The organism is Nonomuraea purpurea, from assembly GCF_042650645.1.
In the GTDB taxonomy this organism is placed as follows: domain Bacteria; phylum Actinomycetota; class Actinomycetes; order Streptosporangiales; family Streptosporangiaceae; genus Nonomuraea; species Nonomuraea purpurea.
The window spans coordinates 60,302-83,061 of the sequence record NZ_JBHSBI010000033.1 but is presented as its reverse complement, the minus strand read 5'-3'; the positions used below and the strand labels follow the sequence as shown (position 1 = coordinate 83,061).

General features: G+C 69.0%; 18 protein-coding genes and 1 pseudogene. 10 read left to right on the top strand and 9 right to left on the bottom strand.

The features are described 5' to 3' along the window. Positions 1-85: 85 nt before the first annotated feature. From ACFOY2_RS44005 to ACFOY2_RS43995, 3 genes are read right to left on the bottom strand one after another with little or no spacing between them, the layout of a single operon-like run. Positions 86-853, bottom strand: a complete 768-nt coding sequence (locus ACFOY2_RS44005) for a MerR family transcriptional regulator (RefSeq protein WP_379534098.1) — start codon at positions 851-853, stop codon at positions 86-88. A 53-nt stretch (positions 854-906) separates the two neighbouring features. Further along, positions 907-3,477 carry an excinuclease ABC subunit UvrA gene (locus ACFOY2_RS44000; protein WP_379534097.1) on the bottom strand — a complete coding sequence of 857 codons (2,571 nt, stop codon included), beginning with the start codon at positions 3,475-3,477 and terminating at the stop codon, positions 907-909. Between the two features lie 47 nt (positions 3,478-3,524). Then, positions 3,525-4,055: a pyridoxamine 5'-phosphate oxidase family protein gene (locus ACFOY2_RS43995; RefSeq protein ID WP_379534096.1), complete on the bottom strand. Its 531-nt coding sequence runs from the start codon at positions 4,053-4,055 to the stop codon at positions 3,525-3,527. A gap of 382 nt (positions 4,056-4,437) precedes the next feature. Between ACFOY2_RS43995 and ACFOY2_RS43990 the strand changes: the two genes are divergently transcribed. The 4 genes and pseudogenes from ACFOY2_RS43990 to ACFOY2_RS43975 form a co-directional block, all read left to right on the top strand. Beyond that, positions 4,438-5,154 carry a family 20 glycosylhydrolase gene (locus tag ACFOY2_RS43990; RefSeq protein ID WP_379534095.1) on the top strand — a complete coding sequence of 239 codons (717 nt, stop codon included), beginning with the start codon at positions 4,438-4,440 and terminating at the stop codon, positions 5,152-5,154. A 218-nt stretch (positions 5,155-5,372) separates the two neighbouring features. After that, the gene (locus tag ACFOY2_RS43985; RefSeq protein ID WP_379534094.1) at positions 5,373-6,821 is read left to right on the top strand and encodes an FAD-binding protein; all 1,449 of its coding nucleotides are present in this window, start codon (positions 5,373-5,375) and stop codon (positions 6,819-6,821) included. A gap of 133 nt (positions 6,822-6,954) precedes the next feature. Beyond that, positions 6,955-7,218, top strand: coding sequence for a DUF1883 domain-containing protein (locus tag ACFOY2_RS43980; RefSeq protein ID WP_379534093.1), 264 nt, complete (start codon positions 6,955-6,957; stop codon positions 7,216-7,218). A gap of 143 nt (positions 7,219-7,361) precedes the next feature. Next, positions 7,362-7,448 (top strand): annotated as a pseudogene (locus ACFOY2_RS43975) (hypothetical protein); the annotation flags it as partial. A 56-nt stretch (positions 7,449-7,504) separates the two neighbouring features. On the opposite strand, the gene ACFOY2_RS43970 reads toward ACFOY2_RS43975, so the two are convergent. The 3 genes from ACFOY2_RS43970 to ACFOY2_RS43960 all read right to left on the bottom strand — a co-directional run bounded on the left by ACFOY2_RS43970 (position 7,505) and on the right by ACFOY2_RS43960 (position 10,271). After that, positions 7,505-9,025, bottom strand: a complete 1,521-nt coding sequence (locus ACFOY2_RS43970) for a carboxylesterase/lipase family protein (RefSeq protein ID WP_379534172.1) — start codon at positions 9,023-9,025, stop codon at positions 7,505-7,507. 6 nt (positions 9,026-9,031) lie between these two features. After that, complete coding sequence (locus ACFOY2_RS43965; RefSeq protein ID WP_379534092.1) at positions 9,032-9,760, bottom strand: CerR family C-terminal domain-containing protein; 729 nt, start codon at positions 9,758-9,760, stop codon at positions 9,032-9,034. A gap of 208 nt (positions 9,761-9,968) precedes the next feature. After that, positions 9,969-10,271: a hypothetical protein gene (locus ACFOY2_RS43960; protein ID WP_379534091.1), complete on the bottom strand. Its 303-nt coding sequence runs from the start codon at positions 10,269-10,271 to the stop codon at positions 9,969-9,971. Positions 10,272-10,341: 70 nt separating this feature from the next. Here ACFOY2_RS43960 and ACFOY2_RS43955 point away from each other — a divergent pair, with 70 nt between their 5' ends. The 3 genes from ACFOY2_RS43955 to ACFOY2_RS43945 are packed head-to-tail and all read left to right on the top strand — an operon-like array spanning position 10,342 to position 13,497. Further along, entirely contained in the window at positions 10,342-11,148 is an 807-nt protein-coding gene (locus tag ACFOY2_RS43955; RefSeq protein ID WP_379534090.1) for a 6-phosphogluconolactonase, read from the top strand. 50 nt (positions 11,149-11,198) lie between these two features. Continuing rightward, a complete protein-coding gene (locus ACFOY2_RS43950; RefSeq protein WP_379534089.1) occupies positions 11,199-12,500 on the top strand; it encodes a family 4 glycosyl hydrolase in 1,302 nt (433 codons plus the stop codon). Position 12,501: 1 nt separating this feature from the next. Next, the gene (locus tag ACFOY2_RS43945) at positions 12,502-13,497 is read left to right on the top strand and encodes a BadF/BadG/BcrA/BcrD ATPase family protein (protein ID WP_379534088.1); all 996 of its coding nucleotides are present in this window, start codon (positions 12,502-12,504) and stop codon (positions 13,495-13,497) included. Positions 13,498-13,543: 46 nt separating this feature from the next. Here the strand turns inward: ACFOY2_RS43945 and ACFOY2_RS43940 are convergent, their stop codons facing one another. Continuing rightward, positions 13,544-14,284 carry a GntR family transcriptional regulator gene (locus ACFOY2_RS43940; protein WP_379534087.1) on the bottom strand — a complete coding sequence of 247 codons (741 nt, stop codon included), beginning with the start codon at positions 14,282-14,284 and terminating at the stop codon, positions 13,544-13,546. Positions 14,285-14,510: 226 nt separating this feature from the next. Here ACFOY2_RS43940 and ACFOY2_RS43935 point away from each other — a divergent pair, with 226 nt between their 5' ends. From ACFOY2_RS43935 to ACFOY2_RS43925, 3 genes are read left to right on the top strand one after another with little or no spacing between them, the layout of a single operon-like run. Continuing rightward, entirely contained in the window at positions 14,511-15,884 is a 1,374-nt protein-coding gene (locus ACFOY2_RS43935) for an extracellular solute-binding protein (protein ID WP_379534086.1), read from the top strand. A gap of 7 nt (positions 15,885-15,891) precedes the next feature. After that, entirely contained in the window at positions 15,892-16,836 is a 945-nt protein-coding gene (locus ACFOY2_RS43930; RefSeq protein ID WP_379534085.1) for a carbohydrate ABC transporter permease, read from the top strand. Continuing rightward, positions 16,833-17,645, top strand: a complete 813-nt coding sequence (locus ACFOY2_RS43925) for a carbohydrate ABC transporter permease (protein WP_379534084.1) — start codon at positions 16,833-16,835, stop codon at positions 17,643-17,645. Before ACFOY2_RS43930 ends, ACFOY2_RS43925 begins: the two co-directional genes overlap by 4 nt. A gap of 275 nt (positions 17,646-17,920) precedes the next feature. Here the strand turns inward: ACFOY2_RS43925 and ACFOY2_RS43920 are convergent, their stop codons facing one another. Both ACFOY2_RS43920 and ACFOY2_RS43915 read right to left on the bottom strand, forming a co-directional pair. Further along, positions 17,921-19,933: a ThuA domain-containing protein gene (locus ACFOY2_RS43920; RefSeq protein ID WP_379534083.1), complete on the bottom strand. Its 2,013-nt coding sequence runs from the start codon at positions 19,931-19,933 to the stop codon at positions 17,921-17,923. A 50-nt stretch (positions 19,934-19,983) separates the two neighbouring features. Beyond that, on the bottom strand, positions 19,984-22,758 hold the full coding sequence (locus ACFOY2_RS43915; protein ID WP_379534082.1) for a carbohydrate-binding protein: 2,775 nt from the start codon (positions 22,756-22,758) through the stop codon (positions 19,984-19,986). Positions 22,759-22,760 lie beyond the last annotated feature (2 nt).

Sequence of the window (22,760 nt, the reverse complement as noted above, 5' to 3'; positions counted from 1 at the left end):
GTGGCTTTGTCCGATGCATGCGGGGCTCGGCGAGTGCGTGGCCGTCGCCAAAGCCGAGGACCGCCTCTGCGGCCAGAAGCCCGGCTCAGAGCCGCGATTCGTGGACGGCGCCGTGTCGGAGTGTGTTGTCGTTCGCGTCCGCTGCCTGTTCGAGGAGGACGTTCAGGCGCTGCAGAACGCGTAGCTGTGCGGGGTTGTAGAGCTCCACCGCCGCGTGCCCCATCACGTTTTCGGCCAGTTCCGCTCCTCGCGGCGAATCCGCCACCGGGTCGTTCGACCACGGGTGCTCTGCCCGCATTCTACGGACCAGCGGCAGAATTCGTTCGGCGATTCGCTCGACCGTGGCATCGTCGGCGTCCGGGGGAAGGGCATCGAACTCTTCACCGGCGTCGTCGCGCACGGAGACGATCCGACGGAATTCCTCCATGCCCTCCTCGCTGAAAACCGTCGAAAAGACCATGAACAAGGACTGGTGGGTGTCGGAGAGGTCGTGAGAAATGGGAGCGAATTCGGGCGGCACATGCATCGGTGCGCGATGACGCAGGATGACAGCCAGCTCCGCGCGCACGCGATTGAGCCGTTCGATCGTCGCCGCCAGTTCGGCGTCCAGCACACGGATCGCCTCGTCCGGCTCCTCATCGGCCCGACCCAGCGCCGCGATCTGCGACAGCGGCACTCCCAGATCGCGCAACCGCTTGATCTGCAGCAGCCGGATCAGATGCGCGACCTTGTACTGCTTGTAACCGTTGGCCGCGCGCTCGGGCACATCCAGCAACCCGATCTCGTGGTAATGCCGGATGGCCTTCACCGTCGAGCCCGTGAGTTCGGCAAGTTGCCGGGTGCTCCACGCCATTTCTCTGCCTCCCCCTTCGTCTGCGGCTGCGGGTGCTCCCCACCACGCGTCCCTTACTTCAAGTCCACACCATGCCCCAAGGGCACAGTCAAACGGGGGCTCGAGGCCTGTATTCCGCCCTCTGAAGGCCGACAAGGCGCCGAAGCGACCTCTCGCACCTCCAGGAGCGGCAGGCCCGCCGCGTACCGGCGGAAGAAGCCGGCTGTCGGGGTGTCCGCCGTCGCGACGGCGTCCGGGGTGCCCTCCGCGATCACCGCGCCCCCGTCCGGACCGGCTCCCGGCCCCAGGTCGATCACCCAGTCCGCGGACGCGGCGACGGGGATGTCGTGTTCGGCCACGACGACGGTGTTGCCCGAGTCGAGCAACACATCGAGCGCGTCCACCACCCGCTGGATGTCAGACGGGTGCAGGCCCGAGACGGGCTCGTCGAGAACGACGAGGCCGGCTTTGCGGCTCGCGGCACCGCGCTGGATCGCGGAGGCCAGCTTCAGCCGCTGTGCCTCGCCGCCGGACAACTCTGTGGCGCTCTGGCCGAGTTGGAGGTAGCCAAGCCCGACCTGGTTCAAGGCTCCCAGGGTCTCCGCGAGCTGCCGGGGCTCGGAGAACTGCTCCACGGCCTCGGCGACGGTCAGCTCCAGTACCTGGTCGATGGCCAGCCCTTGATACCTGATTTCCAGGGCCTCCGGCTTGTAGCGCCGCCCCTCGCACGCGTCGCAGACGACCCACACATCCGGCAGAAAGTGCATGTCAACCAGCTTGCGGCCATAACCGGTGCAGGTCTCGCAGCGGCCGCCACCCGCGGTGTTGAAGCTGAACCAGGAGGCGTTGACCCCGCGCCCGCGCGCCATGTCGGTTTCGGCGAACAGCTTGCGGACGATGTCGAATGCCTTGCTGTAGGTGGCCGGGTTGGACCGCGGAGTCCGCCCGAGCGGTTCCTGATCGACGACGGCGACCCAGCCGAATCTTTCGAGGCCGCTCACCTCCCGCACCGTGTCGGTCGCCGCCCCGTTGAGGGCGGCCTCCACGCTCGTCCCGAGCACGCCGAGCAGGCTGCTCTTGCCGCTGCCGCTCACTCCCGTCAGGCAGGTGAGCCGACCGGTGGGGAACCGCACCAGGTCCGCGGTCACGTTGTGCGCACGCAGGCCGTGCAGTTCCACCCAGCCGGTGTCGTCCCCGATCGGGCGGCGGGTCCGGCGCAGCCGCGGCCCTGCACCGGTCAGATAGCGCCCGGTCAGCGACTTCGGATGGGCGGCCGCGTCGGCGGGCGGCCCCGACACCAGAACCTCACCGCCGAGACGGCCCGCGCCCGGCCCCATATCGATCACCCAGTCGGCCCGGGCGATCAGCTCAGGGTCATGCTCGACCAGGAGCACCGTGTTGCCGGCCGCGCGTAGTTCCAGGGCGATGTCGAGCAGGTGTGCCTTGTCCGCCGGATGCAGCCCGGCCCCGGGCTCGTCCAGGACGAAGATGATGCCGCTCAGTTCGGTGCTGAGCTGCGCGGCGAGCCGGGTCCGCTGCAACTCACCTCCGGACAGCGTCGCCGCACTCCGGGACAACTGGAGATGGGCCAGGCCGAGCCGGTCAAGGATTCCAAGCCTGCGCCCCAGGTCCTGCAGCAGCGGCTCGCCCACCTCGCGCTGCCGGGAGCCCAGGTCGTCCGCCACGCGCTTCGCCCAGTTGCGAACCTCCCGTACTTCCACCTCGAGCAGGTCCGGATAGGTCAGCCCGCCGAGCCGCACGGACAGGGCCACCTGGTCGTACCCGCTGCCGCCGCAGGTGCCGCAGGGCTGCTTGCGCATGTACGGCAGGTAGCGCTGTTTGGCGTTGGAGGTCTGTGCGTTCACGAACACCCGCTCCACCTCGGCGAGCGCGCCCCGCAGCGGCTGGCTCAAGGTGTAGGTCACCAGGGCCGTCTCATTCTTGTTCGTCATGTCGACGGTCGCCTCGATCTTCTCGTCACCCGTGCCGTACAGCACGCAGTGACGGAACTCCTCAGGCAGCGACTGCCACGGCCGGCCGAGATCCGCACCCCGCTTCTCGGCAAGCGCCGGTATGAACGCGTGCTCTCCCGACCGCCACTTCGCGTACCAGGGCGAGGCCCCCTCGAACAGCGGAAGCTCCGGGTGGGTGATGATCAGGTCTTCCTGCGCCTGCCAGCGTCCGCCCACCCCGTGGCAGTCCGCACAACTCCCTTCCGGCGTATTGCGGTCGAAGTGAGCGGTCGTCAGATGCCCGTCCCCGCTCTCCGCCGCCGGGTCCGCGCCGATCCCGGGAAGGCGCGAGTACAGCAGCCCCAGGTGCCCGTCGATTCCGGTGATCGTCGCGACCGTGGAGCGGGGGTTGCGGTTCAGGCGGCGTTGGTCGACCGCGAGCGTCGCGCCGAGTCCCAGGATGCGGTCGACCTTCGGACGATTGCGCTGGGTGATGTACTGCCGTACGAACGGCGAAAGCCCTTCCAGATACCGCAGCTGGGCCTCGTTGTGCAGCGTGTCGATGGCCAGCGAGGTCTTGCCGCTGCCGCTCACTCCCGTAAAAGCGACGAGCTGCCCTTTGGGGATGCTCACCGACACGTCCCGCAGATTGTTGGTGCGAGCCCCCACCACGTCGATGGTCTCGCGCCCCATACCGGTCAACCTTCGTCCATCCTCTCGAAATGCAGCAGGCCAGCGGATCAGGACCGGGACATCGCGGTGAGCTTGGCGATGTCGGGGGCGTAGACGGTCATCCAGTGCGGATGCAGCCGGTAGTAGACCACGTCGTTGTCCCAGTCGAAGAAGTCGTCGTCGTAGAAGTCCTTGAGGTAGGCGAGCAGGTAGGGCCAGTCCTCGGCCGGCTCGCCGTCTGGGGGGTTGAGGATCTCCACCGTGCCGTGCGTGAACACGCCCAGGTCCTCACCGCGCATGTGCGCGGCGCTGACGGCGGGGCGGGCGGCCAGATGGCGTGCCTTGGCGGCCTCGCGCGCCGTTCCGAAGTGCCACTTACCGTGCAGGAAGTGCCCGTCCACTCCGCTGATCCGCGGCTCGCCCTTGGCCGTCACGGTGGAAAGGGCCAGGGTGCACATTCCGGTGAGGACGCCAGTGAGCTGCTCTGCGGTCAGCGTTCTCTCGGTATTGATGATCGAGCGGAGATGCGAGGTGGAAAGGGAGAGAGATGCATCCAGCAGGGCCTGCAGCTCTTTGAGATCTTCTGGGGTTTCGCGCATTGCGGTCCTTGTCTATCCGTAGGGCTCGGCCCACGTCCTTCATCAGCGCCTACCGGCGAAACCATGCTGACCCCAAAACCCGACATCTGCTGTCATGTTTTATCTCCGTCTGCACCGTCATCAACGTCGGCGCCGGCGCGGGCTCCTACGAATCGTCGGACATCCGTGAGTTGCCAGGCGGCAAGCAATCTCCTGATCGACGTTGGCGAGCGAGCAGCGCGGATGGTCGCGCACGGCCTATGACCAGGCCGGTTGAGGGACGGCCAGGGCCCGGACCGCGTCCTCGTCGACCTCCACGCCCAGGCCGGGGCCGGAGGGCACCTGAGCGGTGCCGTTGCTGATCACAACGTTCGGACCGCGTAGGTAAGGTGATCGGACGAGCGTGGGCGGCGACCAAGCCCCGAAGGCCCGCCGGCGCGACGATCCAGCCTCGCGGGCCAGAGCCGCCGAACTCGGCCTCGACAGCGTGGACCGGTTGCCGGGATGGTTCCTGGGCCGCATCGGCCGTCACCTGGCCGGGCACGGCCGCCGCATGCTCGGCTGGGACGACCTGCTCGAAGACGACCTGCCGGCCGGGGCGACGCTCCTGTCCTGGCGCGGCATGTCCGGCGCCGTCGTCGCGGCCCGCCGGGGCCACGACGTGATCAGCTGCCCCGACAACTACGCCTACCTCGACTACCGGCAATCCGGCCTGGACACCGAGCCGATACCGCAGTCCGTCGTCCTGGACCTCGACCGCGTCTACGCCTTCGAGCCGGTACCCGCGGAGCTTTCTCCCGAGGAAGCCGCCCATGTGGTCGGGGGCCAGGCCAACATCTGGACGGAGTACATGGACTCCGGACGTGTGGTCGACTATTTCGCCTTCCCCCGCCTGGCGGCGATCGCGGAAGTCCTGTGGACTCCGGCCTGCCTGCGTGACCTGCCCGGTTTCCGCGAGCGCATGGAAACTCACCTGCTGCGCCTGGAAGCCATGGGGATCGAGTTCCGCCGGCCGCAGGGCCCGAAACCGTGGCAACAACGACCCGGGATCGCCGGCCGCCCCAGTACCGAGGAGGAACGCGACGCCCACATCGCCCGCATCACATGGCACGCACTGTAGCGTTACCGAGGAGTAACCAGGCTTGGGCCGGGGTTGTCGCCATCACTCTAACCTTGATCAGCTCCGGGGATGGGCGTTCTCGGAAGTCAGCGCGGCACGTGCTGGACGCCCGCCGTAGTAACCCTTTTGTAGCTGTCATCCAGTTTCGTGCGGGTGGCGTCGCCGGGTGCCGTCGGCGATTATCGACGAGACGTGACCGTGCTGCGAAAGGATCGGGTATGACGTGGCATCCGTGGAGACGGGCGTTCCTCACGGCCGTGGTCGGCTTCGACCCGTCCACGCGCACGTGGGTCACCGACGCCGCCCAGTCTCAGGGGATGGTCGACCTGCCGCCGCTGAAGGGCAAGGTGGTGACCGATCCCGCCTCGCGCGGCCAGGCGGCCGACGACTTCGGGCACCTGGTCCATCGGACCCCCGGAGCCGTGCTGGAGCCCGGCGCCGTGTCGGACATCATGGTGATGATGAAGTACTGCCGGACGCACAACCTGCAGGTGGCCGCACGCGGCCAGGGACACGCCACCTTCGGTCAGGGCCAGGTCGCGGGCGGTCTGATCATCGACATGGCCCCGCTCAACGCGGTTGAGGTGCGGGGGAACACGGCCGTCGTGGAGGCGGGCGCGCTCTGGAGCAGCTTGGCGCAGGCGACCCTGGCCCACGGCCTGACCCCTCCGGTCTTCACCGACTACCTGGAGCTCTCGGTCGGCGGCACGCTCTCGGTGGGCGGTGTCGGCGGCCAGACCCACCACCACGGATCCCAGGCGGACAGCGTCGTGGAGCTGGAGGTCGTCACGGGGGAGGCCAACCTGAGGAGGTGTTCCGCGCAGCTGCACCCCGACCTCTTCCACGCGGCGCTGGCTGGAAGAGGACAGTGCGGTATCATCACCAAGGCCACCGTGCGCCTGCTGCCCGCCCCCGCGACGGTCCGCCACTACCTGCTCTCCTACCCGAGCGTCGCCGCGCTGACCGCCGACCAGCGGCGCGTGGTCAACGACGGCCGCTTCGCCTACGTGGAGGGAGAGCTCGGGCTGCCGGCCGACTCCACCGGCTGGAGTTACCAGCTTGAAGCGGCCGCCTTCTTCAACGGCACGACCCCGCCCGACGACGCCAGGCTTCTCGACGGTCTGGGCGACCAGCCCGGCGACCGGCAGATCCAGGACATGTCCTACTTCGACTTCCTCAACCGGCTCGCCGCGGGCGTCGCCTATCTGAAGTCCACAGGCGAGTGGTACCGTCCGCACCCCTGGTGGAACATGTTCCTGCCCGCGAGCCGCACCGACGCCTTCGTGGAGGCCGTCATCAAGGACCTGACCGAGACCGAGGTCGGCGCCAGCGGCGTAGTCCTGCTCTATCCCTTCCCCCGCGCCCGCCTGAACCTGCCCTTGCTGCGCATACCCGACGAGGAGACGGTCTTCCTTTTCACCCTGCTCAGAACCGCCTCGCACGGAGCCGAGAGCCCGCAGGACATGGTGGAGGCCAACCGTTCCCTCTACCTGCGCGCCCAAGCCGTCGGGGGTTACCAGTACCCGGTCGGCTCCATACCCACCACGCCTGAGGAGTGGCGCACCCACTACGGCCCCGCATGGGCCGCCTTCGAGGCGGCCCATGAACGCTACGACCCCGACGGAATCCTCACTCCGGGCCAGGGCGTCTTCCCTCCGGGACCGTGAAGTCCGCAGCCGGATCACCCGTGCCGAGTTTCGCCGCCAGGCGAAGGGCGCGGTGTCGCAGGACCTGCGCGTCCGAGTGCCCCGTTCCGCGACGCTGCTTCCTGTCCAGTGCGTGACCGGCTACAAACGATGTGTGCAGCATCTCTACTTTGACCTCGGCTCCACCGCAGGCGGCGCCTGCTTCGAGGTGGAGCTGCGTGGCTCGACCGCCCGGGTGTGTCTCATGGACGCCGAGGACTACCAGGCCTACCTCGACAACGATGAGTACGAGTTTTACGGCGGCTTCTACGACGTCAGCCCCGTCGTCCTGGAGGTGCCCTACGACGACCATTGGTATCTCGTCATCGACAGCTATCCCCGGCGGATCAAGGTCTCGATCGCCCAGGTCTTCGACTGACCGCGTCCGCAGCCACGTCATGCCTGGGAGGCCGGCACCGGCGACCCCGCGGCTCTGGCCGCGTCGGTCGCCGCGCGAGCCGCTCAGCCCTGCCGCATAAGTACCAGGAGGGCCAGGAAGATCAACTAGGGGTGTTGGGGCTGATGACGAACGGCTGCATTCTGTGGAACACGATCTACACGGCGAGGGCGCCGGAGCGGATCCGCGCCAAGGGCAAGAAGATCGCCACCGCCGACATTGCCCGCATGTTCCCGCTCGGATTCGAGTGGCTGAACTTCCTGGGCCGCTACAACTTCTCCCTGCCCGAGGCCGGACGTGAGGGGAACTTCCGGCCGCTGCGCACCCCCGGCCCTCTCGTGCGCCGCAGGTGGATGAGAGCGGCGATCGGGTCGTCGTCGATGCGCCCCTGTCCAGGTGTGTCGGCGATGACTGCGATACGGGCGAGGTCGTCGTAGCGCGGCCAGGACCTGTCCGCGGTCGGTGCGCCGTCGCGGGCGAAGGCGACCCAGTGCGCCTGGATGCGGGCTGATACCTGCTGGTCTACGTCGTCGTAGCCGTCGGTGGTCAAGGTGCCGAACAGGTAGCGCAGTTCGGCGGTGTGCTGCACCCGGACGTCGGACTTCTCGGCTCCGGGTGAGACGCGGTCGAAGCGGTAGCAGTAGAACTCGTGGCCGGACGACAGCAGGCGCTCGGTGGTGGCGAGCAACGGCTCGGCGAAGACGGCAGCGGTGTAGGCGCGGTCGAATCTGTCGTACAGGGACCCTGCGCTCGTGGCGAGCTCGGAGCGTACGGCCCGGGCCTGGGGGCCGGCGAGGGCTTTGGTGAGGACCCAGAGGAGGAGGCGGTTGTAGGGGAGCATGCCCGGCTTGATGAAGTACCTGGCCTCGTTGTGTGTGTAGCCCAGCAGCAACGGCACCGGCGCCGGCGGACGCGTGCCCGCGTCGGCGGGCACGATGTCGCCGTCGGTCACCGGCATCCACGCCAGGTTCGCCGGCGTGTGCACCCGCCCGCGTTTGGGGATTACCCCGCTGAACAGATGCGAGGCCTGCTTGACCATTTCGGTGGGTATCTGCCGTAGCTGCTGCGGACCGCCGCCGCCCAGGTGGGCGATGAATGCCTGGCTGGCGGCGTAGGTCCGCTCGCCGGGCTGCTTGGCGTCGAAGGTGAACCGCTCGCCGCCGCCGCTTTGCAGGATCGCCCGGTGGAACAGGCCCGCTGCTGATGGGCTGCTCAACAGGGTGCGTACGGAGTGAGCGCCGGCGGACTGGCCGAAGACGGTCACGCGCTCGGGGTCGCCGCCGAACTGCGTGATGTGCTGCTGCACCCACTGCAAAGCCGCGATCTGGTCCTGCAGACCGAAGTTGCTGCCGAAGTCAGGATGGGCGAGGTACCCGAACGCCCCCAACCGATAGTTGAAGCTGACGACCGTGACGCCCAGCCCGGCCAGAGCCGAGCCGTCCGTGCCGTCCTCGCAGCCGCCGCCACCGAGATACCCGCCGCCGTGAATCCAGACCATCACCGGCTGTTTGGCCTGCGGGTCCACGGTGGCGGTCCACACGTTCAGGTACAGGCAGTCCTCATCCTGCCGGGACGCGCGGGGCGTGAACACCGCACCTGCGGTCTGCGGGCAGATCGGACCGAACTCGGTCGCCTGTCTCACTCGCGTCCAGCCGGGCGCGGGATCAGGCGGGCGCCACCGCAACGCGCCCACAGGCGGCGCGGCATAAGGGATGCCGAAGAACCTGCCGATGCCGTCCTCGGCGCACCCCTGGATCGGGCCTTGCCGGGTCTCCACGATCGTGTGCATCACCGGCTATCCCTTCGCCGCCTGAGCCGGTCGAGCGTCCTCCGGCTCCGCCTGCGTCGGCGTGAGGAGAACGGTCACGTTGCCGCGCAGGACCTGCTGAACGCGGGCGATGCGGGCATCGTCGATCTCGCCCCAGCCCACATGGCGCATGAAACCCGCATGGCCGGAGCGGAGCACCACAAGCTGACCCATGATCGTGGCCGCGAGCACCCGGTTCGCGGTCTCGTCCTGGTCGACGCGCAGCCTTCGCGCCACCTTGGTGATCGCCGCGGCGATGCGGCCCATGAAGCCGTCGTACAGGGAATCGAGCGCGGATGTCGGCATCTGCTGCTCGCGCAGGATCAGTTGCATCCACTCGACCGAATCGTCGTGCAACAGCAACGCCGCCACGGCGTCGGTGAGTTCGAGAAGCGCGGGAAGCAGGCGATCTTGAAGCTCGGCCGGCTTCGTCTCCGCCCGAGTCTGCTCGAGCGCGGACTCGATGCGCCCGAGCAACGGTCCGGTGTGGGCGCCGATCTGGGTGGCGACACGTTCGACGACCGCTGCGTACAGCCCTTCCTTGCCACCGAAGTGATAACCGATCAGCGCCTGATTCACGTGCGCGAGATCGGCGATCTGCCGCGTGGTCACCGCGTGAAAGCCATCCCGTGCGAAGGCTGTCGTTGCTGCCACGAGCAGAGACTCTCGCGTCTGGTCGCCACGCGACTCAGCCGCCCGAGCTGTTGTGATGGCCATGCTTCCAGCGTACTTGATCGGGTGATTAAATCAAATGACTAAGTATTCCTCGGGGGCCGCGCAGCGACACACAGAAGACCCTTTCGCCCGGGCCCCTGTCCTCGCCGGCGGGATGCGTGGGAGTACCGCCGGGCTGGAGTCGGGAGGCCGCGGGCTTGAGCGGCTGGGAGGCGCAGAAATGCCGCAGGGCGTGCGGGGTGACAGTCCGTTAGGTGAGTTGCGGCGGCCCTGGCCAGCGCGGAGCGGATTGTCCCGTCGGCGTTTTCCGCTCAGAGGGCAGCAACGGAACACCAGGCCGGGGGTGGTCGTCACCGAGCTGGCCCCAGACGTCCTCGACGAACCAGCGCAGCGTCCCGCCCGCGTTGTTGATCAGCGGGACCATCCGTTCCCTCGGGCCCGAGCCGCGAGCACCCTTGCCGAACCGGCCGAGATCCCACTTGAGGTTCCGCCTGTCGCTGCCGCTCAGCGTCGGGGGATCGTCCGTTTGGGGCTCCAGCCGGGGGACACTCACGCCCATTGCATTAACCAGAAAGACCAAGCTACGCTTCTTGGTATAACTGGTCCATAAAGGAGTTGAGTCTGTGCGCGTGCCGCCAACCGTGTTCCCCGATCCCCAGGTTCTGGGGCGCGCCCTCGCCGCAGAGATCGCGACGGAGATCGAGGACGCCGCCCGCGACGGCCGGCCATACGTTCTCGGCTGCCCCGGCGGACGCAGCGCGCGCAGCACCTACTCGGCGCTCGCGAACGAGGTCGCGAGCCGGAGGCTGGACCTGGCTCATGTGGTGATCGTCATGATGGACGAGTACGTCGTCCGAGGCGAGCACACCGGCCTGTTCTGTCGTATCGCCCCCGACCTGCCACACAGCTGCGTGCGCTTCGGCAGGACGGAGATCGTCGAGGCGCTCAACGCGGCGGCCCCCAGCCGGGGCATCACCCCCGACAGGTTCTGGGTGCCCGATCCCGCCGACCCCGACGAGTACGACCGCCGGATCGCCGCCATCGGCGGCGTCGACCTGTTCATCCTGGCCTCCGGCTCGAGCGACGGGCACGTCGCCTTCAACCCGCCCGGCACCGGCGTGGACACGCGCACCCGCGTCGTGACGCTGGCCGAACGCACCCGCCGCGACAACCTCGTCACCTTCCCGACGTTCGGCGGGCTGGACGAGGTCCCCGCGTACGGCGTGACCGTGGGCGTCGGGACCATCCGTGAGCACTCCAAGCGCGTCGTGATGGTGGTGCACGGCGCGGACAAGGCCGAGGCGGCGCGCCGGCTCACCGCGGCCCGGAGCTACGACCCCGACTGGCCCGCCACCGTCCTGAGCGACTGCGCCCGGCCTCGCCTGCTCGCCGACGAGGCGACCGGCCTGGTGGCCGGGCAGCCCGCGTAGCAACGTCCCTGACCGGCCCCCACCCTCTATCGAGACCCTGAAGGAGACAGATGGCCCGCATCAAGATCGCGTACCTCGGCGGAGGTTCGTCGCGCGCTCCCGGGACGATGGCGTCGTTCATGCACCACGGCGCGGAGTTCGACGGCTCGGAGTTCGTGCTGATCGATCTCGACCTTGCACATCTGGAGATCGTCAAGACGATCACCGAGAAGATGGCACGCAACGCCGGTCTCGACATCACCGTGACCGCCACCACCGACCAGCGCGAAGGGCTCCGTGACGTCGACGCGGTGCTGTCCAGCTTCCGCCCGGGCGGATTCGCGGCCCGGGCGATCGACGAGCGGATCCCGCTGAAGCACGGCGTCATCGGCCAGGAGACCCAAGGACCCGGCGGAATGATGATGGCACTGCGCTCGGTGCAGGTGATCAAGGAGTTGTGCGCGAACCTCGCCGACGTCGCGCCGAAGGCGCGGATCTTCAACTACACCAACCCCGTCAACATCGTCTCCCAGGCCGTGGCCGACAACACCGGCATCCCGATCGTGTCGTTCTGCGAGGGCCCGATCGTCTTCCCGCCCGTCGTGGCCAAGGCGGCGGGTCTCGACCCGGACAAGCTGGTCGCCAACATGACCGGGGTCAACCACAACTGCTGGTCGAACGAGGCGACCTACGACGGCCAGGACGCCTTCCCGATTCTGCGCGAACGCTGGGAGGCGCTGCGGGACCGGCCGAGCGAGAACGTCAACGGCATGCGCGCGCTGCACCTCGCCGTGGCCATGGAGTCGATCCCGTCGGACTACTTCACCTACTACTACTTCAAGGACGAGATCCTGCGCGAGCGGCAGCTCGCGCCGATGACCCGCTCGGAGGTCATCATGAGCTCGCTGGACGACTACTGGGCGCACTACCGCGAGCAGGCCGAGTCCGACGCGCCGCAGCTCGACCCGGCACGCTCACGTGGCGGCATCCACGAGCTGGAACTGGCGATCGAGGCGATCAGCGCGTTCTACAACGACACCGGCGCGCGGCTGCCGTTCAACATCCCCAACACCGGCGGTGCGCTCCCCGGGTTCGACGAGCGAACGGTGGTCGAACTGTGGGGGACCGTCGACGCGAAGGGCTTCCACCCTGAGCCGCAGCAGCCGCTGCCCCGCTCTGTCCTCGGCCTCACCCGCCAACTCGCCGACTACCAGATCCTCACGGCCAAGGCGGCCTGGGACGGCACGATCGCCGACGCGGTACGCGCCATGGCCGCCAACCCGCTGGTCCCCTCGCTCACGGTCGCCGAGGCGCTTTACGGCGAGCTCGCCACGGCCCAGGCCACCTGGCTGCCCGAGCGGCTGATCCCCTGAGGTGAACGCGCTCTACCTCGGCATCGACGCGGGCAACAGCAAGACCGCCGCGCTCGTCAGCGACGCGACCGGGACGATCGCCGGGGCAGGCCGGTCCGGCTGCGGCGACATCTACGGGGCGGTCAGTCCGGAGGCGGCGGTGGCGGAGGTGCTGGCCGCGATCGACGCCGCCCTCGCCCAGGCGGGGGCGAGCCGCGCCGACGTCGCCTGGGCGGCCTTCCGGCTGGCCGGAGTCGACTGGCAGGAGGACCGGACCTACTGGGAGAAGGCCCTGGCCGGACGCTTCCCGTCCCGCTCGATCCGCAACGACGGATACGCCGCGATCCGCTGCGGTGAGCCGTCCGGCGTCGGCGTCGCGGTCGCGGCCGGCACCGCCGCGGCCATCGCGGCGCGCGGCCCCGACGGAACCCTGTGGGACATGGGCTGGTGGGGCCAGCACGCGATGGGCGCGCTCGGCCTGGCGATCGAGGCGTTCCGTGCCGTGAATCTGGCCGAGCTCGGCCTCGGCCGGGAAACGGCGCTGACGACGGCATTGCCGGCGCACTACGACCTGTCCTCGGTGGCCGAGCTGAACCACTGGTTCACCCGTCGCGAGGGTGCCGCCACCCAGACGCAGAAGGCCGGGTGCGCGCGGGTGGTCACCGCCGCGGCGACGGCCGGCGACCCGGTCGCGGTGGAGATCGTCCAGGCGCAGGGCCGTCACCTCGCCACGTACGCCGGCGTGGCCGCCCGCCGCACCGGCCTGACCGCCGCCGGAGGACCGGTGAGCGTGGTGCTGTCCGGGTCGGTGCTCATGGCCGACGCCTCTCCGGTCGCCGAGGCGATGCTGGCGGAGCTGCCCGCGCGGATCCCCGGCGCGGTGCCGCACCGCAGCACGCTCCCTCCTGTCGCCGGGGCGACTCTGGACGCTCTCGACGAGGGCGGCATATCCCTGACGGAAGCGGTCCTGGACCGCCTGGCGGGTACGCTCCCGCCAAAGACGTTCCTCGAAACCTGATCGAGGACGGGAGCGTCACCGGCGCACTGGAGCCGTGTCGGGCGGGTCAGATGGGGCGGAACAAGTCGGCCTGGAAGCGGTAGGCGTCGCTGCGATAGATCATGCGGCCGGCGAGGATGGGAGTGCCGTCGTCGGCGTAGGTGACCTCCTCGCCGACCAGCACCGGGGCGCCAGGCTCGATCTGGAGCAACCGCGCGATCTCCTCGTCGGCGGCGTCCGCGCGCACGGTGTAGGAACTGCGTGCGATGCGCAGGCCGCATTCGCGCTCAAGCGTCTCGTACAGAGAGCGGTCGGTGAGGTCGATGCCGGCCAGCGTTGCCGCCTGGGACAACACGACCACGCTCGTGTCGAGACAGACGGGCACCCCGTCGAGGCTGCGCAGCCGGCGCAACTCCAGGACACGCGCCGCCGGGGCGATGCCGAGTTGCTCGGCCTCCTCGAAGCCGGCCGGCCGCGCACGCCGCAGCAGGATCTTCGAGGTCGGGGTGAGGCCGCGGGCCCTGGCCATCTCCGAGAAGCTCTGGAGGGTGCTCGGCGGCTCACCGACGACGCTGCGGGCGACGAACCAGCCTCGCTGGGCGGAGCGCTCGAGTTTGCCCTCTTCGGCGAGGCGAGCGAGTGCATGACGCAGAGTCGAGCGGCTGACGCCGAGGCTTCCGGCCAGATCGCGTTCCCCCGGGAGCCGGCCGCCCGCAGGGAACAGGCCCCGGCGCAGAGCGTCGCTGAGCTTCCGGTAGGTCTCCATGACGGCGCTGCTGCCCGCCTCCGTATCCGCACCGGTGCTCATGGCGGTCACGGTAGCACGCGAGAGCGAACCAGACATACCGGAATAGCGGTCTAGTCCGTTTGGTGGGGTCTGGTGAACATGACGTTTCTATTCGGAAGGCCGAATAAACCATTTGATGGCATCTGGACTAACTGGTCTACCAGTCCTATGCTCGTCGATACCCGAGAGTCCGTCGGCGGCCGCCATCCTCCGACGGCGCGCGCTCCCCTTGAGGACAGGAGACACCGTGGTCACGCTCAGAAGAACAAGGCGGCTCGCCGCCGTGGCGATGCCACTCGCGGCGGCGGGGCTTCTCACGGCATGCGTGCCCGGGACCTCCGGCAAGGAGATGGCACAGACAGCGGCGGCCGGACCGGTCGTCACCGACCCGGCGAAGATGGGCCAGGCCCGCATCCGGCTGCTCGACTACTTCACCGGCGGGGCCGACCTCACCTGGATCAACGACGTCGTCGCGGCGTTCGAGAAGAAGTACCCCAACATCACGGTCGAACGCTCCTCCATGCCGTGGGACGACGTGATGAAGGCGCTGCCGCTGCGGCTGCGGTCCGCGAATCCACCAGACATCGTGCCCGCCAACAACGGGTGGCAGTCGCTCGGCACCCTGGTGCAGGGCGGGCTCGTACGCAATCTCGACGGCTACGCCAGCGCGTACGGCTGGAGCACGAAGTTCCCGGCGTCGATCCTGCGCCAGCACCAGTTCTCCGCCGACGGCAGGCAGATGGGCACCGGGTCGGTGTTCGGCGCCCCGGTGGCACGGGCGTCGGCCATCCAGGTGTACTACAACCGCACGTTGCTCAGCCGGATCGGCACGACCGTGCCGAAGACCTTCGCCGACTTCGAGGCCGCTCTGGCCAAGGCGAAGTCGGCCGGCATCACCCCGATCTCCATGGGGAACCTGGAGCAGGTGGGCATCACCGGCCCCCTGTTCGCCACGATGGACGCCCTCGGCCGGCAGAGCCGGATCTCTGACTTCGTCTACTCCCAGAACGCCGTGAAGGTGGCCGACACAGGCTTCCCCCAGGCCGGCGCCGCGATGAAGCAGTGGGCCGACAAGGATTACTTCACCAAGGACTTCTCCGCCGTCCCCGGCCAGGACGCGGCGCAGGCGTTCGTCGACGGCAAGGCGCTCTTCCGGTTCGACTACTCCGGCTCGCTGCCGCTCAAGAAAGGGCAGAGCACGAACTTCGGGTCGTTCCTGATGCCCCGCGCGGACGGCGGCCACGCGGTCGCGACCGCGTCGTCGGCCACCAACTTCTCCATCTCCGCCAAGAGCGCGCACCCGGACGCCGCCGCGGCGTTCATGAACTTCGCGGCAGGCCCGGAGGCCGCGCAGATCGCCGCGGACAACACCACGATGCCGCTGCTCGCCACCGTCAAACCGGCCGGTGACGACCCGTTGTTCGCCGACGACGTCGATGCCGCGGCCCAGCTCTCGGCCAACGACGCCTCCGTTCCGTACCTCGACTGGGCCACGCCGACCCTGCTCACCACGATCCAGACGCAGATGCAGGACATGCTCGCCGGCAAGGTAGCGCCGGACGCGGTCGTCCAATCGGCGCAGGCCGACTACGACAAGTTCCAAAAGACGCTGGGAAAGTAGCCCCGCCATGGCGACCGTGAAGCAACTCCCGGCCGGCGGCGTGTCCGCGCGGGCCACGCCACACGCGAACCCGCCGTCCAACCACCGCCGCAAGCGACGGTGGTTGGGGCTGGCCTACCTGGCGCCCGCCCTCGTCGTGTACGGGTTCGTCGTGCTCGTCCCCGCGGTCCAGGGCGTGTGGCTGTCCTTCTTCCACTGGAACGGCATCACCGCGGCGTCATGGGCGGGACTGGCCAACTACACCGGCTTCCTCCAGGACCCGGCGCTGCGGCAGGCGATCGAGCACACCCTGTTCTTCATCGTGTTCTTCTCGCTGCTGCCGATCACGCTCGGCCTGGCCAGCGCCGCGCTCACTGCCCGCAAGGACGTCAAGGGCGCCGCCGTCTACCGCTGGATCATCTTCCTGCCGCAGGTGCTCACTCCGGCGGTCACCGCGGTCGCGTGGAAGCGCGTCTACGCGCCTGACGGACCGATCAACTCGGTGCTGCGCGCCCTCGGCCTCGACTCCCTGGCCCACGGCTGGCTCGGGGACTACGACTGGGCGCTGCCCGCGATCGGCCTCGCCGGCACGTGGGCGGCGTTCGGCCTGTGCATGGTGCTGTTCGTGGCCGGCACGCAGGCCATCCCGGCCGAGTTGTACGACGCGGCGCGCGTGGACGGCGCGGGCCCGATCCGCGAGTTTCTCACCGTGACCCTTCCCGGGCTGCGGGGGCAACTCGCGATCGCCGTGACTCTCACGGTGCTCGGTGCGATCCGGGTGTTCGACATCGTGTGGCTCACCACCCGCGGCGGCCCCGGGACGTCGACCATCACCCCGACCATCGTGATGTACCAGCGCGCCTTCGCCAATCCCGACGTCGGCGCGGCGTCCGCCATCGGGGTCGTCCTGGCACTCGTCTCGCTCGTCATCGCGCTCGTCGTGGTACGGCTCTCCGAGAACGGAAACCGATGATCTCCACCCGGGAAAAGATCTTCAACTACGCGTTCCTGACGCTCCTCGCCGTCAGCGTGCTGTTCCCGATCGTGTACATCCTCGGCGTGGCGATCAGCCCGAGTACGAGCGGCACACTCGACCTCGGACATCCGCAGTGGTCCAACTTCGCCACCGCGTGGCACCAGGCCGGCTTCACCCACTACCTGCGCTCCAGCGTGATCATCACCGGCACCGTCGTGGTGGTCTCCACCGCGCTGGCGGTGATGAGCGGGTACGCCTTCGGTGTGCTCGGCGTGGTCGGGGAGAAGGCGCTCTTCCCGCTCATGCTCTTCGGGATCATGATCCCCATGGAGTCGATCATCGTGCCGCTGTACTACGACTTCCTGGCCTTCGACCTCACCGACGGCTATCAGGGCATCATCCTCGCGCACATCGGCACGGGCGTGAGCTTCGGCGCGTTCTGGATGCGTGCGGCCTTCCGCGCAGTACCGGCGAGCATCGCCGAGTCCGCCGAGATCGACGGCGCCGGCTCCTGGACGCGGCTATGGCGCATCTACCTGCCGATCTCCCGGCCGGCCATCCTGACGTTCGTCGTGCTCAGCTTCATGTGGACCTGGAACGACTACTTCCTGTCCCTTATCCTCGTGGCCGCGCCCGAACACCAGCCACTCACGCTGGGACTTGGCGCGTTCTCCGGCCGCCGCCTCGTTGAGATCAACCTGCTGGCCGCCGCGGCGGTGCTCATGTCGCTGCCCATCGTCGGGCTCTACCTGTTCTTCCAGCGGCAGTTCATCCGCGGCCTGCTCTCGGGCGCCCTCAAGGGCTGACTCCGCAGAGATCTCGGGCCACCCCGCCGACTCGGCGCCTTTACCGGAGGCGCCAACCTCGGCAACGTGGAACCCGGTCACCAGCTCAGGATGGATCCGCACGACCACATCGATCCGTTCCCCGGGCCACGGCCGCAGCCTCCGGAGGGCGTGCTCCACTTCCTCCGGGTCCTCCACCAGCCCGCCCGAGTTCGTGGTCGCCCAGCCGATAAGTTCATTGATCACATGAGGGGATTGCGAAGCCCGCCGCGATGTTCGCCCGGCACAGCCCGGCGTTACGACCCGGTGGGTGCGCTCAAGGGCTGAAAGCGTTCCACCCAGTAGCGGGTGCGGTCCAGGTACGCGGTCTGGGCGGCGGCGCCGGTCTTGCCGTAGGCGCCCTCGAAACTCTGGTATCCGGACCTGGCGACGGCGGGTTCGAGCACGCTGCCCTCGTGCCATTCGTTGAACGAGGTGATCGACACCCAGGTCGGGGCGGTGTTGACGGCGTTGGTCCACTCCTTGTCGTAGGTGGCGCCGTTGTCGCGGGTCAGGGTCGGGGTCGTGTTGCCGGGTACGGCGCGGTCATCGATGTAGCCGGGGCCGACCGAGGGCGCCCAGACCAGGTTGTGCTGCTTGGCGTAGGCGGCGGCCTGCTGCCAGCCGGGCGCGGTGGCGCCGGCGATGGCGTCGTAGGTGTACATGCCGGAGAAGTGGGCGATCTTGGAGGTGTCGGTGGTCTGGGCGAGGACGATGTTCGTGGCGGTGACCTGGTCGAGCGGAGTCCAGTCGGTGATCTTGAGGCTCTCGAAGACGTAGAAGGCGTTGCGGAAGGCCGGATGGGCGCCGTAGGTCTGGTTGAGGTACTGGATGTCGGACACGACCGAGGCGGCGGTGCGGTTCGCGTACGGCTCGATGTGCCAGGCGACCTTGATGCCCTCGCGCTGGGCGGCGTCCATGACCCGGCGGGCCAGGGCGTCCTCGTAGCCGCCGCGCCCCCACCAGCTGTAGACGAGCACGCCCGCGCCCGACTGCCTGATCCACTTCATGTGCTGGTCGATCGCGGCGGTGTCGCCCGAGTCGTAGGGGCCGAGCGCGGGGTAGAGATCGGCGCCGATGTCCGCCGGAGGGGTGTGGCCGCCCTGCTCCCAGTGCCGCCAGGCTCCGCTCACGGACGGGCTGCCGTACCAGGGGTAGTAGAAGACGTGCACGTTCGGTGAAACCCGCGCTGCGGCGTCGGTCCCCAGGGTGAGGGTGTCGATGTCGAACAGGGACCCGGCGCCGCCCGTGAAGACCAGGAACAGCGGGCCGGTCGCGGTGCCCGTCAGGGTGGTGGTGACGGTCTGGAAGTTCTCCCAGCCGCCGGTGACGGGGACCGTGACGGTGCCGAGCAGGGTGCCGGTGGCCGAGCCGGCGCGGATCTGGATCGTGCCGCCCGCTCCGGCGGAGGACACCTTGGCGGTGAAGGTCTTGGCGCCGGCCACGCTGACCTGGGAGTAGCCCGCCCAGTCGCCGTTGTCGATGTAGCCGAGCGTCTTGCCGCCGCTGGCCGGTGCGTGGTCCGCGATCTGCACGCCCTGACCCGAGGTGTAGGCCTCGCCCTCGATCGGGGCGGGGGCGGCGGTGACACCGGCCGCGTACCGGATGCCGCCGAGCAGGAGCTGCCGGAAATTGCCGTCACTGTAGGATTCGGCGGTGTGGCCGAGGCCGGTGTAGAACGACCGGCCGTTACCTTGGGCGTGGTACCAGGTGATGGGGTGGTCGGCGCCCATCGTGCCGCCGGTGTAGCTGCTCTCGTCGAGGGTCTGCAGCACCTTGACGTTGGGACGCGGGTTGGTGCGGTAGTCGTACCATTCGTCGGTGCGCGTCCAGGTCGCCCCCAGGTGCGCGGTGGCCGGGTGCGAGCGGTCCTCGTTCCTGATCACGGCCTGCTGGATGGCCGGATGGCTCTTGAACCAGGCGCCGACGAGCTGCCCGTAGTAGGGCCAGCCGTACTCGGTGTCGGCGGCGGCGTGCACGCCGACGAATCCGCCGCCGCCGTCCACGTACGACTGCAGCGCGGCCTGCTGCCCGTCGTTCAGCACGTCGCCGGTGGTGCTCAGGAACACCACCGCCCGGTAGTTCGCCAGGTTGGCCGCCGTGAAGGCGCCCGCGTCCTCGGTCGCCGTGACGGTGAAGCCGCCGGCCGCGCCGAGGCTCCTGACGGCCTCGACGCCGGCCGGGATGGAGTCGTGCCGGAAGCCTGCCGTCTTGGAGAAGACCAGCACCTGGTACGTGGCGTCCGCGCCGGCGCTCACGGGAGTGATCATGCAGAGGAGTGTGGCGAGGACGATTCCAATGAGATAACGCATACCGGTGCCTACCTCGTGAGGGTGAAGGTGTCGACGTCGAACAGGTAACCCGTGCCGCTGCCGGTGAACACCAGGAACAGCGGGCCGGTCGCGGTGCCCGTCAGGGTGGTGGAGACGGTCTGGAAGGTCTCCCAGCCGCCGGTGACCGGGACCGTGACGGTGCCGAGCAGGGTGCCGGTGGCCGAGCCCGCGCGGACCTGGATGGCGCCGCCCGACCCGGCCGAGGACACCCGGGCGCTGAAGGTCTTGGCGCCGGCCACGCTGACCTGCGCGTACCCGGCCCAGTCGCCGTTGTTGATGTAGCCCACCGTCCTGCCGCCGCTGGCCGTCGCATGGTCGGCCGGCTGTACGCCCGAGTTGGACGTGTACGCCTCGGCCTCCACCGCCGTCTCGAAGGTGAAGGCGTCCAGGTCGAGCAGGTTTCCCTGGCCGCTGACGCCCTTGAACACCAGGAAGAGGGTGGTGGTGCCGGAAGGCGCGCCGGCGAGGTTCGCCGAGACGTCGGTGAAGGTGTCCCAGCCGCCGGTGTTGGCCACGGTCATGGTGCCGAGCAGGGTGCCGGTGGCCGATCCGGCCCGCACCTCGATCGTGCCGCCGGGGCCGCCGGAGGAGACGCGGGCGGTGACCCTGGTGGCGTCGCCGAGCGCGTACGGCTGGAAGGAGATCCAGTCGCCGTTGTCGGTGAACCCGACCGTCTTGCCGCCCTCCGCGCCACCATGGTCGGCGGTCTGGATGCCCGACTGCGCGCCGAAGTGCTCGGCCTGCCGATGCCTGGGCTGCAACGTGCGGGTGCTGTGCGTGGTCAGGCCGCCCTTGTCGGTGTACTCGGCGTCGAAGACGCCGTAGATGTTGGCGGCACTGTCGTGCTCGCCGTCCACCGGCACCGCGATCGAGCCCGTGCAGCCGGTGTTCGACGTGATCGCGTGGTTGTGGCTGTCGTGCCCGAGCAGGTACGTCACCTTGACCTTGGCGCAGTCGATCGTCCCGTCCTCGGGGTCGGTGACCGTGACCGCGAACGGCACGGTGTCACCGAAGGAGAACAACCGCCCCTGCGCGGGCTGGGTGAAAGTGACCGACGGGGCCGTGTTGCCGACCGTCACCACCAGGCTGGCCGTGCCCGTCAGCCCCTGCGGGTCCCTGACCGTGAGCGTGGGCGTGTAGGTGCCGTTCGCCGCGTAGGTGTGCGACGGGTTGGGCTGGGTGGACGTGGTCCCGTCGCCGAAGCTCCACGAGTACGTCAGCGCGCCACCCTCGGGGTCGGAACTGCCCGCCGAGGAGAACGCCACGCTCAGCGGCGCCGGGCCGGAGGTCCTGTCGGCGGCGGCCTTGGCGATCGGGTTGCGGTTGGTGCCGCCGATGTACTCGATCCGGTAGAGCGCCTGGTCGCCCGCTCCGGTGCCGTAGTCGAGGACGTAGAGCGCGCCGTCGGGGCCGAAGTCGGTGTCGATGATCTGGGTGCCCGTCCACGGGAACGCCTCGATCACGCCGGGTGAGCCGTCTGTCCTGACCTCGATGGCCTTGATCCATCTGCGGCCGAACTCGGCGGCGAAGTAGCGGCCGTTCAACGCGGCGGGGAACTTGACCGGCGAGTTCAGCGCGGCGTCGTAGCGGTAGACCTCGCCGCCCATCGGCGACTCCGACCCGCTGCCGAACTCCGGCGGAGAGCCGGCGTCGCCCGCGTACCTGATCCAGCTCGGCTTGGCGGGCGGGAGGGTGCCCAGGCCGGTGTTGCGGAAGGAGTTGTTGACGGGGCCGCCGGCGCAGTCGTACCTGGCGGCCGACGGGCCGCTGGGGAAGGTGTACTCGTTGTAGGTCTCGGTGGCGGTGTTCGTCCCGGTGCAGTACGGCCAGCCGTAGTTGCCCGGCGCGGTGATCCGGTTGAACTCGACCTGCCCGCTCGGGCCCCTGTTCGGGTCGGTGGTGCCCGCGTCGGGGCCGTAGTCGCCGAGGTAGACCACGCCGGTGGGCCGGTCGACCGACATTCTGAACGGGTTGCGGAACCCCATCGCGTAGATCTCCGGCCTGGTGCCGGCTGTGTTCGGCGGGAAGAGGTTGCCCGGCGGGATCGTGTACGTGCCGTTCGCCTGCGGCTTGATGCGCAGGAGCTTGCCGCGCAGGTCGTTGGTGTTCCCGCTCGATCGCTGCGCGTCGAACTGCGGATTACGGCTGGTGCGCTCGTCGAGCGGGGAGTAGCCGCTGGACTCGAACGGGTTCGTGTCGTCGCCCGTCGTCAGGTACAGGTTGCCCGCGCTGTCGAAGTCGATGTCGCCGCCGACGTGGCAGCACTGGCCCCGGTCGTTCGGCACCTCGAGGACGACCTTCTCACTGGTCAGGTCCAGTGTGTTGTCCGCTTTCACGGTGAACCTGGAGAGGTTGAGATGGCCCTTCCAGGGCTCGAAGTCGGCGGCCGTGCCCGTGGCGGGGGCGTCGCCCGCGGGGGTGCCGAGCTTGGGGGAGTAGTAGAGGTAGACGAAGCGGTTCGTGGCGAAGGCGGGGTCCGCGGCGATGCCCTGCAGGCCCTCCTCGTCGTGGGTGTAGACGTCCAGCTTGCCGGCGATCTTCGTGTTGCCTGCCGGGTCGGTGTGCCGGACCGTGCCGTCGCGGGCCGTGTGCAGCACGCCCCGGTCCGGCAGGACGGCCAGGGACATCGCCTCGCCGATTTCCGCGGGACCGGTGGCCAACTGGACCTGCTGGTAGTCGGCCGGCGGGATGGCGGCCGCCGTGATGATCGTGATGGTGCCGGGGAGCGCCAGAAGTAAGGCCGTGAGCAGACGTGTCGCCATGG